The following is a 15,232-nucleotide window of genomic DNA, read 5'->3' as shown; positions in this document are numbered from 1 at the left end:
ACCCAGACGATTGGCACGCACATGGATCAGGACACGTTCGGCGAGAACAGCGCACGTACGACAGCCACAGCCCTTACCAGGCGGGGATTCTTGACCCTGACGCTTGTTGCGGCGTCGCTCTCGCTTGCCGCCTGCGGCACCCCTTCTGACGCGAGTGGCGAGAGCAGCACAAGCTCGACGACTTCCTCCTCGGATGGCTCCACCAGCGTCTCGACTGACGCTGACACCAGCGGCCAGCCCACGGGGACCTACGCCTCGGGCGTCCACCACGCGACCATCGACGTCACGGATTACGGCACCATCTCGGTCGCGCTCAACGCCGACGTTGCGCCCATCACCGTCTCGAACTTCGCCGGCCTTGTCGAGCAGGGCTTCTACAACGGCCTTACCTTCCACCGTGTGGTGAGGGACTTCATGATTCAAGGCGGCGACCCCAATGGCGACGGCACGGGCGGCTCTGACAAAACCATCAAGGGAGAGTTCTCTGCCAATGGGGTCACGAACAGCATTGCCCACGTGCGCGGCACCATCTCGATGGCGCGTTCGTCGGATTACAACTCGGCCAGCTCGCAGTTCTTTATCGTTCAGAAGGCGGCCTCGTCGCTCAACGGGCAGTACGCCGCCTTCGGCAACGTGACCGATGGCATGGACGTGGTTGACGCCATCGTGGACGCAACGGCCGACAAGGGAGATTCCAACGGCATTCTTCCCGCCGGGGACCAGCCGGTGATTGCCTCCATCACGATGGCGGACTAACGCCGGCGCTGGCGGTTTTGCTCCCGGCGCCTGTACGCGGCCCATCCGACGTCTTGGAAATCGTGCATCACGTCATCGAAATAAACGTAATAAAATAGTGGCCTTTGCGCCATATGGCAAGGGGTATATCAAAAAGCTATAAAAAACGCTGCTATGCTGCTATAATCTCATACATGAGAAAGGAGATTCTGCATGTATGAGATTGGTGAGTATGTTGTCCATCCGGGTCAGGGCGTGTGCCGCGTCGAGGATGTGACGGATGGTCCCAGCCCCTGCTACCAGCTCATGCCCGTGGGTGAGCGCCGCCCCATGCGCATCAGCTACCCTGTCTCCAGTGAGTCTCGCCTGCGTCCGGTCCTCTCGGCCGAAGAGGCTCGCGCCATTATTGACGAGTATCCCACCATGGAGGCGGAGCCGTACTCAGAGCATAGTGGGACCCTTGAAGAGCAGCACTTCAAGGACGAGATTCGCCGTGGCAGCTGCCTAGATTCCGTGCGCATCGCGAAGACCTTCCGCGAGCGCATCGACAAGGCCAAGTCCCGCAACAAGAAGCCACCCGTGGCATTCGACCGCATACTCAAGCTGGCAACCGCCCGCTCGCTCCAGGAGCTCTCCGTCGCGCTTGACACTACGCCCGAGGACGTCCAGGCGCTCTTCCAGGGCGCACTCGACGCCGCAGAAGGGGAGAACTAGCGAGAGAAGCACGATTCCGCGGCAACCGCCGCCGGCTGCCTCCCACACAACGCCGGCCGCCACGCGCGGTCGGCGCTCTCTCGTATGCGACCCTTGTCGTGCGCATTCTTTCCGCTGCGTTGCCATTCCCGGTGGCAGGCGACCTGTGCCGCTCTTCTTGAGTAGAATTAGCTCCAAATACAAGATGGCCTCGACCGAGGAGGGTTCGTGCCTACCGCAGACGAGACAGACAAGAACCGCGCGATCATCACCGTCCTAGGGCATGACCGCCCGGGTATTGTTGCAGCAGTGTCTACGGAGCTCTCCGAGCGTTCCGTAAACATCCTCGACATCTCGCAGACCATTCTGCAGGGCACGTTCACGATGACCATGCTCGTGGACCTGGCCGAGGTCGAGACGGACTTCTCCGAACTCAAGGGGGCTCTCGACGCGCTCTCGGAGCGACTGGGCGTTCAGATTCGCATCCAGCGCGAGGAAGTCTTCCACTATATGTACCGCCTGTAACCCATATCCGCGCAAATACACGGCCAGTTTTGCGTTCGCCCCGCGTTTTAGGGCGGAGAGAAAGGTGTTAGGCAATGCCCCTTTTCAAAACAAACCGCAGCAGGAACGAGGTCTTTGGGCCCATCCTCTCGACGCTCGACACCTCCGCCATGACCCACGTGGTGGATGCCTACCCCATGCCCTCCAAGGGGCTGGGACGGCCTCCCGTCTCTGATGGCCTCTACGAGGGCTACAAGGACGCCGACGTCTTTGACGGAGGCCTCTACGGCCGCTACGACGTGAAACGCGGCCTGCGCAACGCCGATGGCTCTGGCGTGCTGGTGGGTCTCACCACCATCTCGAACGTGCATGGCTACGCTAAGGAGAACGGCGTTGTTATGCCCGACAAGGGCGACCTCATCCTTCGCGGCTACCATATCGAGGACTTGGTGGCAGGTCCGCAGAGAGAGGACCGCTTTGGCTACGAGGAGGTTGCCTACCTTGTGATCACGGGGCACCTGCCCACGGCTGGCGAGCTGGACGACTTCCGTGCCCGCATCGACTCGCGCAGGCAGCTTCCCGACGGCTACCTCTCGATCTTCCCCCGCACTACCTACAGCCACTCGATCATGAATGTGCTGCAGCGCGCGACGCTCCTGCTGTATGCCTTCGACCCCATGCCTGACGACACGTCACCTGAGCACGAGATTGACGTGGCGCTCTCGCTTCTCGGCCGCTGGCCGCGCACGGCTGCCGTGGCGCACGCCGCAAGCGAGGCTGCCATGAACGAGGACCGTCTGGTGGTGCCGCCCGCGCGCGAGGGCTTCTCGATGGCCGAGACGGTGCTCGACGTGCTCCGCGGCGACGAGGGCTTCTCGCACGAAGAGGCCATGATGCTCGACGTGATGCTCACGCTTCACGTCGAGCACGGCGGCGGCAACAACTCCACGTTCACCACGCGCGTGCTGTCGTCTTCGGGCACCGACGCATACTCCGCCTACGCTGCCGCTCTGGGCTCGCTCAAGGGTCCCAAGCACGGCGGCGCCAACTTCAAGGTTGGCCAGATGATTGACGACATCGGCGCACACGTGGCCGATTGGACCAATGACGACGAGGTTGCAGGCTATCTCGAAAAGATCGTCCGAGGCGAGGCGTTTGACCAGACTGGGCTCATCTATGGCTTGGGCCATGCGGTCTACACGCTCTCCGATCCCCGCGCACAGCTGGTCAAGCGCTACGCGCGCAAGCTCGCGCGCCAGAAGGGCGCCGAGGACAAGCTCGACCTCATCGAGAGCATCGAGCGCCTGGGGCCACAGGTCATGCGCGACGTGAAGGGGACCAAAAAGCCCCTCTGCGCCAACATCGACATGTATACCGGTTTTGTGTACTCAATGCTGGGTGTGCCCAAGGACCTCTACACCCCAATCTTTGCCATGGCTCGCGTGGCCGGCTGGGCTGCGCACCGCATGGAGGAGCTCTACGGTGCGGGCCGCATCATCCGACCGGCGTACCGCTCGGTCTTCGACATGCGCGACTATGTGCCGCTGGCGGAGCGCGGAGCCGCAGCAGGGAGCGACGCGGCTGCGGACGCGGGTGTCGAAGAGGGCGAGACGGATGGCCGCTAGCTGGCATCCCGGCTCGGGTGGTGCTTCTGGCAACCGCGTGCGGCCGCGCATCGTCTTCGCCGACATGGACGATACCTTCCTCGCCCCAGACAAGACGCTGCTGCCGCGCAACATGGACATGCTCGACCGTCTCGCCGAGGAGGGCATCGAGTTTGTGCCATGCACGGGTCGCGCTTGGAGCTCCATTCCGACCGCGGTCCGGTGCCATCCGGCCACACGCTATGCCGTGCCAGACGATGGTTCGGTGGTGGTGGAGGCACCGTCAGGGCACGTGATCTTCGATTGCGCCGTTGGTGTCAATCGTGCGCTGTCGCTCTTCTCGCGCGTTGAGGGCCTTCTCGACAGAGCGACCTTCGACGTGTTTGCCGATGGGCTGGTGTACGTGGACCAGGCGGGATGGGACCTCCTGGGGTGTTTGGGCCTCTCTGAGGTGCAGCTTGCCTACATGCGTCGGTCGCGCACGATTGCGACGCTGCCGCTGCCGCGACTCATGCGCGAGGCTGGGCTGGTGGAGCGCGTGGGCATGTGCTGGGGGGACGTCCCGGGGGCGGCTGGGGTTGGCGCGGCTGCGCGTGCTGCCGTCGAGCGTGACCCCACACTGCGCCCTACCGGCTCGTACGGGAGCGCCATCGAGATCGTCGACGCCCGCGCCTCCAAGGGGGCGGCGCTCACGTGGCTCTGCGGGTACCTGGGGATTTCTGTCGAGGCCTCCGTGGCCTTTGGCGACTCTCCCAACGACCTCGAGATGATTCGCGCGGCGGGGGATGGCGTGGCCGTGGGCAACGCGTGCGACGCACTGCGAGGCGAAGCGGACCACGTGACGGCGACTAATGCCGAGAGTGGCTTCGCGACGTACCTGGAGGGCGTGCTGGGGGCGTAGATTGCGCCGCCCGCCGCGACGCTTGTCTCCCTGCCAAGACGTCGAGGCAAACGGTTGGGTTGCGGTTGGCACATCTGCCGCTCTCGATGGCGTCGCAAGCCTCTGCCTGCCAGGCTTTGCCGACTATGCGGCAAGCAGGATGCCGGGGAAGTGATATCCAAGCGGGCGAGAGGCCCTGATGGACGGAGTTTGCGAATCCTTGGCTAAGCGCTGCGTCAGGCAGTGCGGGCACATACAATGTGACGCAGAGCAGCGCGCTGCTCTCGGGCTCTATGGGTTCAGGCGTCCTTGCGGAGAATGATATGAGTTCCAACTGGATTGTGTGCTCCACAGCAGTTACGTTTGGCAGGGGCTCGGACGAGCCCATCGAGCGGCTCAAGGCTGCCGGCTGCGAGGTTCGCCTCAACCCGTATGGCCGCCCACTCACAAAGGAGGAGATGCTCGACTTCGCGGGGGATGCCAGCGCAATTATCTTGGGCAACGATGACCTGCCCGCCAGCGTCATTCGCCGTCTGAAGAGGCTCCGCATCATTGCCCGGTATGGCGTCGGCTTTGATGGCGTTGACATTGCCGAGGCACGTGACCTGGGTATCGAGGTCACCTATGCCCCGGCTTCCAACCGAGAGGAGACGGCAGATTTCACCTTTGGTCTCATCCTTGACCTGGAGCGCTATATCTCGCAGATGGTCATTGACACTCGTTCCGGCGGTTGGACCAAACTCACTGGGACCAGCCTTTACGGGAAGACCATCGGCATAATAGGGGTGGGGCAGATTGGCTGCGCTGTTGCCCGACGAGCAATGGGCTTTGGCATGGACATATTGGGCTACGACATTGTCCAGCGCAATGAGGCCACGGTTTACGGGGTTGTCTACACCACCCTCAACGACCTGCTGAGAAGGTCTGACATCATCACCATTCACTTGCCTTTGGACGAATCGACGAGGAACCTTCTCGGGGCGCGTGAGCTTAGGCTCGTAAAGCCGGGCTCCATTCTCATCAACACGGCGCGAGCGGGAATCGTTAGGCACGGTGCGCTCGACAACGCACTCCAATCAGGCGCGCTCGCCGGTTTTGCGATTGACGTGTTCTCCAAGGAGCCGCCTGAGCACCAGCCCTACTACGACTACGACAATGTGCTGGTCACACCTCACGTTGCCGGGAATACTTTCGAGAGTAGCCGTCGCATGGGCAATATCGTGGTGGACAACATACTGGCTGTGAAGTCTGGGGTGGAGCCCCCTGATCCCATTACGCCTCAGCATCTCTACGAGTCGATGATTGTGATGGGGCAGTCCACCGGGAAACAGTAGGCCACGGCTTGTCCTGTGGTATCTACCGTGCCAGATGGGTAGGACCGGACTCTTCAGGCCCACACACCGGCTTAGCCGGCGGGCGTCGTCCTTCTTTATGCATGCAATTGGTAGGTTGATGCATTCCTAATGACAGAGAAGACATCAGTCTTGCGTTTAAAATATGAAGAAATGATGAATATACCTCTCTATCATTAAAAAGTATGCATTTAAAATTCTTAAATACCATGAATAATGGCATTTAATCTCACAAATTAATACAAAAAATGCGCATTCAAAAATACTGGTTGTACTTATGGTGAGATTGTGGTCAAATTTCCTTAACAAGCACAGTTAATGCAATTGTCTCAACGTATGCTCGCAATGCAAATCAGGAGGGTATGACGTGATTGACCCCAGTATCACCAAGTTCCCCAAAGTAACGGTCATTCTCCGGGGATACACGTATGAGCAAGTTCGATGCGTAGTAAAAAACATGGTTGGCACTAGGCTGAGAGCCGTCGAGGTTGCCATGAACACGACTGACGCAGCGAAGATCATCGAGGGAGTCTCCAGGGAATTTGGCGATGAGGTTCTAGTTGGCGCTGGTACCGTCATCTCCAGTGTCCGGGCAAATGCCGCAGTTGAGGCAGGGGCTCGTTTTGCGCTCTCGCCCATCTGCTTCACGCAGGAGATCTTTAGCATCTGCAAGGCAAACGGCCTCATGACCGTCCCCTCGGCCTTCTCGCCTTCCGAGGTCTGGAACATGTTCGAGATGGGCGCAGACATCGTGAAGGTCTTTCCGGCGGGGACCCTTGGCCCCAAGTACGTAAGGGATATTCAGGCGCCTCTCAACCCCATGCCCATCATGGTCGTGGGCGGGGTGAATGGCGACAACTGCCAGGAATTCTTTGACAACGGTGCCAGCTATGCAGGCATCGGCTCCGGGATCTTTGACCCCAAGCACATCATCGAAGCCGATGACGCGGGGCTCAAGGCGGATATCGAGGCGTTTGAGCAAAAGGTCCGCTGGTAGGAGAGAGGAGGATCCGGAATGGCAGACGTTGCATTTGGCCCTGAGCTCGTTGTGATTCTCGACGGAGCCAAGAGCTATCAGGATGTCGAGAAGGCACTTGCAAGTAGGCTCGTAGAGCTGGGGTACGCAAAGGAGAGTTACCCACAGGCCATCGCCGAGCGCGAGGTTGACTATCCAACCGCTCTTGATGTCCAAGGTATAAACGCCGCAATGCCGCACTGTGCCGTGGAGAACGTGAACAAGGCAGCCGTATGTGTTGGGGTACTCAAGGAGCCTGTGGACTGGCGCAAGATGGATGACCCTGACTCAACGTGCAAGGTGTCGCTGGTTGCCATGCTTGCCCTTGTTGAGGCCCATGCGCATTTGGACATGCTGCAGAAGGTCGTTTCTCTCATCCAAAACCAAGGACTCATGAAGAGAATCATCGCTTCTGGTAGCAAAGAAGAGACCTTCGAGCTGCTGAAAGGCAGTCTTGCATAGGGTTTGATGTACGTAATGGTGATGGTACGCGGATAGGGAAGGGATTAGAAATGGCAAAGCGCATATTGGTTGCGTGTGGCAATGGGGTCGCAACGTCAACCGTAGTCGCAAGCAAGATTAGAGACTACTGCAAGTCTAAGGGTTTGGATGTTCAGACCAATCAGTGCAGAATGATTGAGCTACACGACAAGGGCGATGGATACGACCTGATTGTGACTTCGGGCAAGTTCTCCGATCCCGACATCAAGACGCCCGTAATCATGGGCATCAGCCTTCTGACTGGCATTGGTGCCGACAAGACCCTCGAGCAGATTTACCAGGCAGTGAAGGACTAAATGCCCGCTGCATTTGAGACTGGGCGGAGTAGTGATACGGCAGAACTCCCGAGAAAAAGGATCCTGAATGGACGTTGTTGTTAACGGCATCTACGCCGCGTTCCAAGCCTTCCTGAGTGCGGGCGCATACGTGATGCTTCCCGTGATTATTACCGTCCTTGGACTGGTCTTTAGACTAAAGGTCTCCAAGGCGTTCCAGTGCGGCATCACCATTACGTGTGGCTTTGTTGGGATTAACCTCCTTGTAAACCTCTTGAAGACAGCTGTGACCCCTGCGGCATCGGGGATGGTTACCAACTTTGGCCTGTCCCTTGACGTGACTGATGTAGGTTGGGGTGCCGTCTCTTCTGTTACTTGGGCGTCACCAATCGTCGCCTTCTTGGTGTTCGAGATTTTGGGCATCAACATCCTCATGCTTGTCCTTAAGAAGACCAACACCATGGATGTTGACATCTGGAACTACCACCACATGATGATTGCCGGAATCCTCGTCTTCTTTGTGACCAGCAACTTCGTGCTTGCCCTAGTTGCAACTGGTCTGATGGCCATCATTTCCTTCAAGCTTTGCGACTGGACCCAGCCGCTTGTCGAGCACTTCTTCGGCATTCCCGACGTTTCCCTGCCTACGGTTTCCTACATCTCCTCAATCATCATTGCGGCTCCTATCAACTGGCTCATTGACCGCATTCCCGGGGTGCGTGACATCAGCTTCTCCATTAAGGGCGTGCAGAAGAAGATTGGCTTCATTGGCGACCCGATGATCCTTGGCTTCATTCTTGGCTGCGCAATGGGTCTTCTTGCTTGGCTGCCTTGGAGCCAGGTTGTCCTCACCGGAGTTAACGTTGCTGCCGTCATGGCGCTTATGCCCAAGATGACCTCCATGTTCGTCGAGGGTCTCATGCCCATCTCCGAGGCTGCCCAGGAGTTCACCTCCAAGAAGTTTGGTGGAAAGGCCCTGACCATCGGACTGGATGCGGCGGTTGTTGTTGGAAACCCTGACGTTATCACCACGGCCCTTATCATGATCCCCATCACAATTCTTCTCGCCTTCATCCTTCCGGGCAACCACATGATGCCGCTTGCCGACCTTGCTGTTGTCACGTTCCGAGTGGCTCTGGTTGTGGCCCTCTGCCGTGGCAATGTCTTCCGCTCCATTCTCGTGTCGATTCCTGTCATGGCGGCCATTCTCTACGCTGGGACCGCTGCCGCGCCGTTCATGACCGGGCTTGCTCAGTCCGCCGGTCTTGCTTTTGATGGCCAGATTGCTTCTATGGCTGGCCCGTCTCTTACCCAGACTGCAATCGTCTTCTGGACCTGCATCTCCGCTAATCCTTGGCTCGGCATCGCTATTCTCGTTGCGGTGTTTGCCTTCGTGTGGTGGTTTGTCGAGGAGAAGGTCACCATGGAGAAGATTCAGGCATACGCAGAGCAGGCTCAGGAGTAGTGGGATTCCCATTGCCCTGACGGATCGAAAGGCGGATGCTGCCGTAGGGACAGTGTCCGCCTTCGTGCAAGGAGTAGATATGCAACGCAAGATAGATCAGCTCGAGCCGTTCCAGAGGGCAATCTCCAAGGCGCACCTTGCCTCGGCCGGCATCTCCATCGACTCGCTCGAGGATCCCGACAGGCCCCTCATTGCCATTGCGAACAGCTGGAACGAGGTATGTCCCGGCCACGAGCCATTGCGCCAGCTTGCGGCGGAGGTCAAGAAGGGAATACTCGAGGCGGGTGGGGAGCCCATCGAGTTCAACACGATTGGCATGTGCGATGGCGTTGCGCAGGGGCATCCCGGCATGCGCTACTGCCTGCCCCACCGTGACCTCATCACGGACTCCTGCGAGGCCATGATCGTGGGCGAAGGCGTCTTTGACGGCGTGGTCTACATGGGCTCCTGCGACAAGATCATCCCCGGCATGCTCAACGCCGCCGCGCGAATCGACCTCCCCTCGGCCATCGTTACCGCTGGTCCCTGCTATGACGAGATCAGGCCGTCCGAGTCCAAGGCGCTGAGGGCGCGCTTCCTTCGCGGCGAGGCGACGGAGCGCGAGGTCATCGAGGGTACGCTCAGGTACTACACCGGGCCTGGCGTCTGCCCCTTCCTGGGCACCGCCAACACCATGGGGTGCCTCTCCGAGGGCTTGGGAATGATGCTTCCGTACGGTGCCCTTTGGCCAAGCTCTACAAGCCAACGGCGCTTCTCGGCACGTCAGACCGGTGCTCGTGTGGTTGACCTCGTGCGCAGGGGCATCCGGCCCTCGGACATCATGACGCAAGCATCGCTCGACAACGCGGTGAGGCTCCTTGCCTCCATCGGTGGGTCTCTCAACGCCATGGTGCACCTGCCTGCCCTTGCCCGCGAGCTGGGGCTGGAGGTCACATGGGACAAGGTCGCGGACATCACCAGCCGAACCCCGGTCGTGTGCGATGTGGTCCCCAACGGGGACATCAGCTGCATCAACCTCTACAAGGCAGGCGGCGTCCCGGCGGTTCTCAAGACCATCGAGGGAGACCTCGACACTTCCGTGATGACCGTCACCGGAAGGACCCTTGGCGAGAACCTTGACCGAGAAGTGCAGGTCGACCGTGCCGTCATTCGCACGCAGGACGACTCTGCTTCCGTGTGCAACGGCATCCAGGTGCTGTATGGAAACCTGGCCTCCGAGGGTGCACTCGTGAAGACAAGCGCCGTGCCTGCGGGGCAGCATGTCTGGACTGGTCGTGCCCAAGTGTTCAACTCCGAGGAGGAGGCGTTTGCGGCGTACAACCGGCATGCCATCACGGCCGGCACCGGCGTCGTCGTGCGCTACGAGGGTCCGAAGGGCGGCCCCGGCATGAAGGAGCTGCACCGTGTGACCGAAATCATGAAGGGCATCCCCAACTCCGCGGTCATCACCGACGGACGCTTCTCTGGAGCTTCGGGCGGGCTCTCCGTTGGGTACCTCTGCCCAGAGGCCCTCGATGGCGGGGCAATCGCCCTGGTTCGGGATGGGGACGAGATCCACGTCGATCTCTCGAAGAACCTCATAGAGCTGCATGTCTCAGACGAGGAGCTTGCCGCGCGCCGTGCGACATGGAAGCCTGTCATCCGCGAGAATGGCGGGCACCTGCTCAAGCGGTATGCGGAACAGGTGGAGTCCGCGAAGGCCGGAGCCGTGCTGCGCTAAGGCTTCTGGACTGTTGGGTCGGGGCTCGGGCCCCGGGTGGCGGCAAACCCAGCCTCCTGGTGCCCAGAACCCGACCTTCCGCCGCAGCATCCCCGCCGATGCCCCGCGCTCACTACAAGAAGCGGCGCCCTGCGCGTGCGCGCAGGGCGCCGCAACAAGATTTCGTGGCTCTTCTCGGCCGGCCCTTAGTTGGACTCGTCGCGGTCATCGGGGTTGAGCTTAGCCTCCGCCGCCCTCACGGCGCGCTCGAGTTCCTCCTGTTCCTCCTCCCCGTCGGAGTCCTCCTCGTCGCCGTCGTCGATACGCAGCGGCTTGAAGCTTGCCGTGTCACCGCCAACCAGGGTCCTCTCGGCGTCCGACGCGTTCTCCTCGCGCTCGTTGTGCATGGAGGCCGAGAAGATGTCCTCGTCATCGGAGTCGTCGTTGTTCTCGGCGGGCCTGGCTGGGGCCTTGGGTGCCGCTGCCAGCACCGCGTTGGCGTCAAGTGGGATGCGTGTGAGCTTGTGCTGACGCTTGGTCTTGGCAAAGAGCGGCACGTACTCAAAGATTACCGAGGAGTTCTCGAGCCCGTACCAGCGCATGGGCGTGCCGCACAGGCGACGGATGAAGTACTTCATCTCGATGGTGTGCGTGTCTGTGCCGGAGATGTCGGTCTCGGGTGAGAGAACCTTGCGAATCAGGCAGAAGCGGAAGTCGCCGACGATGCTGTGCTTGCGGTAGATCGAGTACTTGTGGTCCTGCGGCGCCAGCTGGTTGTGCTCCACGAGGTCCTCGACGATCTGGTAGAGGTACGTGTTCACGCGCTGGTTTACGCGGAAGCCCAGACGCAGCTGCACCTTGAACACGAAGTCGGTGTCAAAGGCGTTGACTATGTACTCATGGGTGTAGGGCTCGTCGGTCACCTGGACGTTAAGGAAGTAGTAGGCCTTTGCGCGCTTGGGGCGCTTGTCCAGGATCGAGTAGAGGATGTCGCGGTCGAGCTTGTCGAGCGACGAATCGTTGGTGAGAAAGACCAGGTTGTCGGCAAGCAGGGGATAGGACTCGTCGTGCGAGAGGTCGAAGAGCTGGTCGAGGTACTTGCGGACCGGCAGGTAGACGGACTGCGTGCGCTCGATGGCCGTGCCGCGGCGCCAGATGTACATGACCAGGAAGAGCACCGTGGCGAGAAGAACGGTGACGTACCCGCCGTGGAAGAACTTGGTGAGGCTCGAGAAGAAGAACATGAGTTCGACGGTGCCAAAGAAAACGAGGAACACCACGGCCGCCACGGGCTTGCGACGGGTGTGCGAGAGGTACGTGAACAGCAGGATCGTGGTCATGAGCATGGTGCAGGTGATAGCCAGGCCGTAGGCTGCCTCCATGTGCTCGGAGGTCTGGAAGAGCAGGACCACACCCATACAGCCAATCCACATGATGTTGTTGACCAGCGGGATGTAGATCTGGCCGCGCGTCTCGGAGGGGTAGTTGATCTTCATGTGGGGCATGAGGTCAAGGCGGATGGCCTCAGAGACAATGGAGTAGGAGCCGGTGATGAGGGCCTGCGAGGCGATGATGGCCGCGAAGGTGGAGAGAATCACGGCAAAGACGCGGGACTCCTCGGGCAGCATCTGGAAGAAGGGGTTGAGGTCCGTGATGGCGGCAAGCTCGCTGCTGCCGTGGTTGGCGACGATCCAGGCTCCCTGGCCCAAGTAGTTGAGGATGAGGCAGAGCTTCACGAACGGCCAGGAGAGGTAGATGTTCGCCTTGCCCACGTGGCCCATGTCGGAGTAGAGGGCCTCGGCGCCGGTGGTGCAGAGGAAGACGTTGCCTAGGACCATGAGGCCGGCGGCGTTGAGGTGGTTGTCAAAGAGGAACATGATGCCACGCAGCGGGTTGAGCGCACGGAAGACGTTGAGGTCGAGGCCCACGTTGAGAAGGCCGGCGATGCCCAGGAAGAGGAACCACACGGTCATGACCGGGCCAAAGGCCTTGCCAATGGTGGAGGTGCCCGCCCTCTGCAAGGCAAAGAGGATGCAGAGGATGATAAGAGTGATGCCGACCACGATGGCCTGGTTGGTTCCGATGATGCCGTAGAAGAAGTCGATGGTGCGCAGGCCCTCGATGGCGGTGGTTACCGTGACGGCGGGCGTCAGAATGCCGTCGGCGAGAAGGGCCGCGCCGCCGATCATGGCGGGGATGATGAGCCACTTGCCGCAGCGCTTGACGAGGCTGTACAGCGCGAAGATGCCGCCCTCGTTATGGTTGTCGGCCTTCATTGCCACCAGCACGTACTTGACCGTGGTGATGAGCGTGATGGTCCAGATGAGTAGCGACAGCGCCCCCAGGACCACGTCCTCGCCCATCGTGGACAGACCGCCGTTGCCGGTCATGATTGCCTTGAGGGTGTACATGGGACTCGTACCGATGTCGCCGTAGACGACGCCCAGCGTTACGAGAACCATCCCCGCCGAGAGTGGAATGCCGCCCTTCCTGGCGGACTTCCTGGCTCGTTTGGCTGCGATTGGTGCATTGGATGTGGCCATGACGCTCCAATTTCCGTGGGTCCTACCTGCGTAACCCCGTGTTTCCCGACGTATCCCAGATACAAGTCGCTAAATATAGCACTCTCCTATAGCACTCTCCTGAAAGGAGTACGAGTGCTCCACTCTTCTGACAAGTATATGCAGTTGGGGCGGGTTTTGCCCGGTGGCGTTCGCAATGGCGAGAAGGGCTGGCGCTGCGTTGGCGTTTGGGTGCCTCACGCGCGGCAGCGGAGGACGCGTAACCGTCCGGAATTTCCGGCGCGCCCCTCGTCTTGTGAAGAATCGCCGGTTGGGCGGCCGTAACCATTCGGAATTTGCGGCATTCACCGCGACGCCTGCCCCTCTCGTCCCTCTCGCCTGCTGCCACCACGCCGCAGCGCGCACTCGCCTAGAATGGGGCACGCTTACCATCTCGTAATAGGCACTTCACAAGGAAGGGACTCTCATGGCAGATAACCAGACGCAGACGGTGCCCGCGGCGGAGGCGTCGCGCCGTCCGCACGAGGACGTGCCCGCAAACGCGGTGAGAGGCGTGCCGGACCCGGCAAGCGCGCGCCTCTCGTGGGCAGACGGCGAGAAGACCATCGACTACGTGGCCACGGCCGCCCATCTCGACGTGCGCGACGACTCCGGCCGCCTCGAAGGCAAGATGTTCTCGCTATCGTACGTCGCAGTAGACGAGGAGGGCCAGCCTAACGCAGCCAGGCCGGTGACTTTTGCCTACAACGGCGGCCCGGGTTCGGCGTCGGTGCCCATCAACTTTGGCGGTATCGGCCCTCGCCGAGTCCAGACAGACGGCACGAACCACCTCGCCGCTTCGGCCCCGGTGGCCGACAACCCCCACACGCTGCTCAAGGACTCCGACCTCGTGTTTCTCGACGCGCTGGGCACCGGCTGGTCTGTTGTCGCCGATGACTGCGACCCTGCGACGGTCTTCTCGGTCGACGGTGACGCTGACGCCTTCGCACGTGCGATCATGGACTGGCTCGAGAAGAACCACCGCTGGTCAAGCCCCATCTACCTCTTTGGCGAGTCCTATGGCACCTTTAGGAACGCCGTGCTCATGAGGCTTTTGGGCGAGAGGTCCGTGAAGCTCACGGGCGTGGTGATGCTCTCCGCCATCTGGGACTGGGTGCAGACGCTTCCCGGCGAGGACCTCTACTACCTGGGCATGATGCCCACCTACGCCGCTGCGGCGCAGTTCTTTGGGCGTGCCGGACAGGGCGTGGATCCAGATGTCTGGTTTGACCGTGCGATGGGCTTTGCCGATGATACGCTGGCCCCGGCCCTTCTCCGCGGCGACCGCCTGGGCGAGGAGCTCGAGCGCGACGTTGCCCGGCAGCTCTCGGAGTTTGTGGGCCTACCCGTCGGGTACCTTGTCCGCCACCACCTACGCGTCGAGCTCACGGAGTTCCGCCGCGAGCTCCTGCGCGACGAGGGCCGTGTGTGTGGCCGCCTCGACATGCGCTTCTGCTCGGACGAGCCCTCGCCCATGCAGGCAAGCTTCGACTGGCTGGGCGGCGAGGATGCGGCCGACGATGCCGTGGAGGCCAACTGGGCCAACGCATTCCGCGCGTTCTGCGCAGACGAGCTTGGCTACCAGGGACCCTCCGTCTACCTAGGGCAGAACTGGGAGAAGGTTGGCCACAAGTGGGTCTGGCAGCACGAGGTGCCGGGGACGGGCGAGAAGGTCGGTGCGCCTAACGTGACCGGTGACGTGGCGCTTGCGCTGCGCCGCAACCCCACGATGAAGCTTGCCATCATCGGCGGTTGCTACGACGCGGCGACCACGTTCTGGAACGTGCGTCACGACCTGAGTTGCCAGTTCCTCTCGCCCGCGCTCAAGGGGCGCATGACGTGGCTGCGCTACGGCTGCGGACACATGGCCTACGTGGACGAGCCCACGCTCGAGGCCATGGACCGCGACCTCCACGCGTTCTACGAGTGAGACAAGGGGGCTGCCCCC

13 protein-coding genes are annotated in these 15,232 nt (G+C 60.9%); 12 read left to right on the top strand and 1 reads right to left on the bottom strand.

The genetic code is table 11. The features are described 5' to 3' along the window. Positions 1–21 precede the first annotated feature (21 nt). The 11 genes from ACO59D_RS04060 (at position 22) to ilvD (ending at position 10,744) form a co-directional block, all read left to right on the top strand. Complete coding sequence (locus ACO59D_RS04060; RefSeq protein ID WP_485125870.1) at positions 22–756, top strand: peptidylprolyl isomerase; 735 nt, start codon at positions 22–24, stop codon at positions 754–756. Between the two features lie 192 nt (positions 757–948). Continuing rightward, complete coding sequence (locus ACO59D_RS04055) at positions 949–1,449, top strand: CarD family transcriptional regulator (RefSeq protein ID WP_130812991.1); 501 nt, start codon at positions 949–951, stop codon at positions 1,447–1,449. 207 nt (positions 1,450–1,656) lie between these two features. Next, the gene (locus ACO59D_RS04050) at positions 1,657–1,953 is read left to right on the top strand and encodes an ACT domain-containing protein (protein ID WP_130812992.1); all 297 of its coding nucleotides are present in this window, start codon (positions 1,657–1,659) and stop codon (positions 1,951–1,953) included. A 74-nt stretch (positions 1,954–2,027) separates the two neighbouring features. Next, positions 2,028–3,557 carry a citrate synthase gene (locus ACO59D_RS04045; protein ID WP_242622276.1) on the top strand — a complete coding sequence of 510 codons (1,530 nt, stop codon included), beginning with the start codon at positions 2,028–2,030 and terminating at the stop codon, positions 3,555–3,557. Next, positions 3,547–4,437, top strand: a complete 891-nt coding sequence (locus ACO59D_RS04040; protein ID WP_485125869.1) for an HAD family hydrolase — start codon at positions 3,547–3,549, stop codon at positions 4,435–4,437. The genes ACO59D_RS04045 and ACO59D_RS04040 overlap by 11 nt, the downstream gene beginning before the upstream one ends. Positions 4,438–4,676: 239 nt before the next feature. Further along, positions 4,677–5,750, top strand: a complete 1,074-nt coding sequence (locus tag ACO59D_RS04035; RefSeq protein WP_485125868.1) for a phosphoglycerate dehydrogenase — start codon at positions 4,677–4,679, stop codon at positions 5,748–5,750. Between the two features lie 385 nt (positions 5,751–6,135). Continuing rightward, positions 6,136–6,765, top strand: a complete 630-nt coding sequence (locus tag ACO59D_RS04030) for a bifunctional 4-hydroxy-2-oxoglutarate aldolase/2-dehydro-3-deoxy-phosphogluconate aldolase (RefSeq protein ID WP_130812995.1) — start codon at positions 6,136–6,138, stop codon at positions 6,763–6,765. Between the two features lie 18 nt (positions 6,766–6,783). Then, positions 6,784–7,245: a PTS sugar transporter subunit IIA gene (locus ACO59D_RS04025; RefSeq protein WP_130812996.1), complete on the top strand. Its 462-nt coding sequence runs from the start codon at positions 6,784–6,786 to the stop codon at positions 7,243–7,245. A 50-nt stretch (positions 7,246–7,295) separates the two neighbouring features. Beyond that, positions 7,296–7,580 carry a PTS sugar transporter subunit IIB gene (locus ACO59D_RS04020; RefSeq protein WP_130812997.1) on the top strand — a complete coding sequence of 95 codons (285 nt, stop codon included), beginning with the start codon at positions 7,296–7,298 and terminating at the stop codon, positions 7,578–7,580. A 67-nt stretch (positions 7,581–7,647) separates the two neighbouring features. Beyond that, the gene (locus ACO59D_RS04015) at positions 7,648–9,024 is read left to right on the top strand and encodes a PTS galactitol transporter subunit IIC (RefSeq protein ID WP_130812998.1); all 1,377 of its coding nucleotides are present in this window, start codon (positions 7,648–7,650) and stop codon (positions 9,022–9,024) included. Positions 9,025–9,103: 79 nt separating this feature from the next. Next, entirely contained in the window at positions 9,104–10,744 is a 1,641-nt protein-coding gene (gene ilvD / locus ACO59D_RS04010) for a dihydroxy-acid dehydratase (protein ID WP_130812999.1), read from the top strand. 185 nt (positions 10,745–10,929) lie between these two features. Here the strand turns inward: ilvD and ACO59D_RS04005 are convergent, their stop codons facing one another. Beyond that, positions 10,930–13,266: a KUP/HAK/KT family potassium transporter gene (locus tag ACO59D_RS04005; protein WP_485125867.1), complete on the bottom strand. Its 2,337-nt coding sequence runs from the start codon at positions 13,264–13,266 to the stop codon at positions 10,930–10,932. A 445-nt stretch (positions 13,267–13,711) separates the two neighbouring features. Between ACO59D_RS04005 and ACO59D_RS04000 the strand changes: the two genes are divergently transcribed. Next, positions 13,712–15,214 (top strand): S10 family peptidase, encoded by a 1,503-nt coding sequence (locus tag ACO59D_RS04000; protein WP_485125866.1) that lies wholly within the window; start codon positions 13,712–13,714, stop codon positions 15,212–15,214. The last annotated feature ends 18 nt before the right edge of the window (positions 15,215–15,232 follow it).

Source organism: Tractidigestivibacter sp., from assembly GCF_057241865.1.
This window is presented reverse-complemented; position numbering and strand designations above follow the sequence as displayed.

Coding starts and splice junctions, on each gene's coding strand:
- ACO59D_RS04020 (WP_130812997.1), top strand. CDS start 7,296: ATGGCAAAGCGCATATTGGTTGCGTGTGGCAATGGGGTCGCAACGTCA.
- ACO59D_RS04045 (WP_242622276.1), top strand. CDS start 2,028: ATGCCCCTTTTCAAAACAAACCGCAGCAGGAACGAGGTCTTTGGGCCC.
- ACO59D_RS04040 (WP_485125869.1), top strand. CDS start 3,547: ATGGCCGCTAGCTGGCATCCCGGCTCGGGTGGTGCTTCTGGCAACCGC.
- ACO59D_RS04015 (WP_130812998.1), top strand. CDS start 7,648: ATGGACGTTGTTGTTAACGGCATCTACGCCGCGTTCCAAGCCTTCCTG.
- ACO59D_RS04055 (WP_130812991.1), top strand. CDS start 949: ATGTATGAGATTGGTGAGTATGTTGTCCATCCGGGTCAGGGCGTGTGC.
- ACO59D_RS04060 (WP_485125870.1), top strand. CDS start 22: ATGGATCAGGACACGTTCGGCGAGAACAGCGCACGTACGACAGCCACA.
- ACO59D_RS04025 (WP_130812996.1), top strand. CDS start 6,784: ATGGCAGACGTTGCATTTGGCCCTGAGCTCGTTGTGATTCTCGACGGA.
- ilvD (WP_130812999.1), top strand. CDS start 9,104: ATGCAACGCAAGATAGATCAGCTCGAGCCGTTCCAGAGGGCAATCTCC.
- ACO59D_RS04005 (WP_485125867.1), bottom strand. CDS start 13,266: ATGGCCACATCCAATGCACCAATCGCAGCCAAACGAGCCAGGAAGTCC.
- ACO59D_RS04000 (WP_485125866.1), top strand. CDS start 13,712: ATGGCAGATAACCAGACGCAGACGGTGCCCGCGGCGGAGGCGTCGCGC.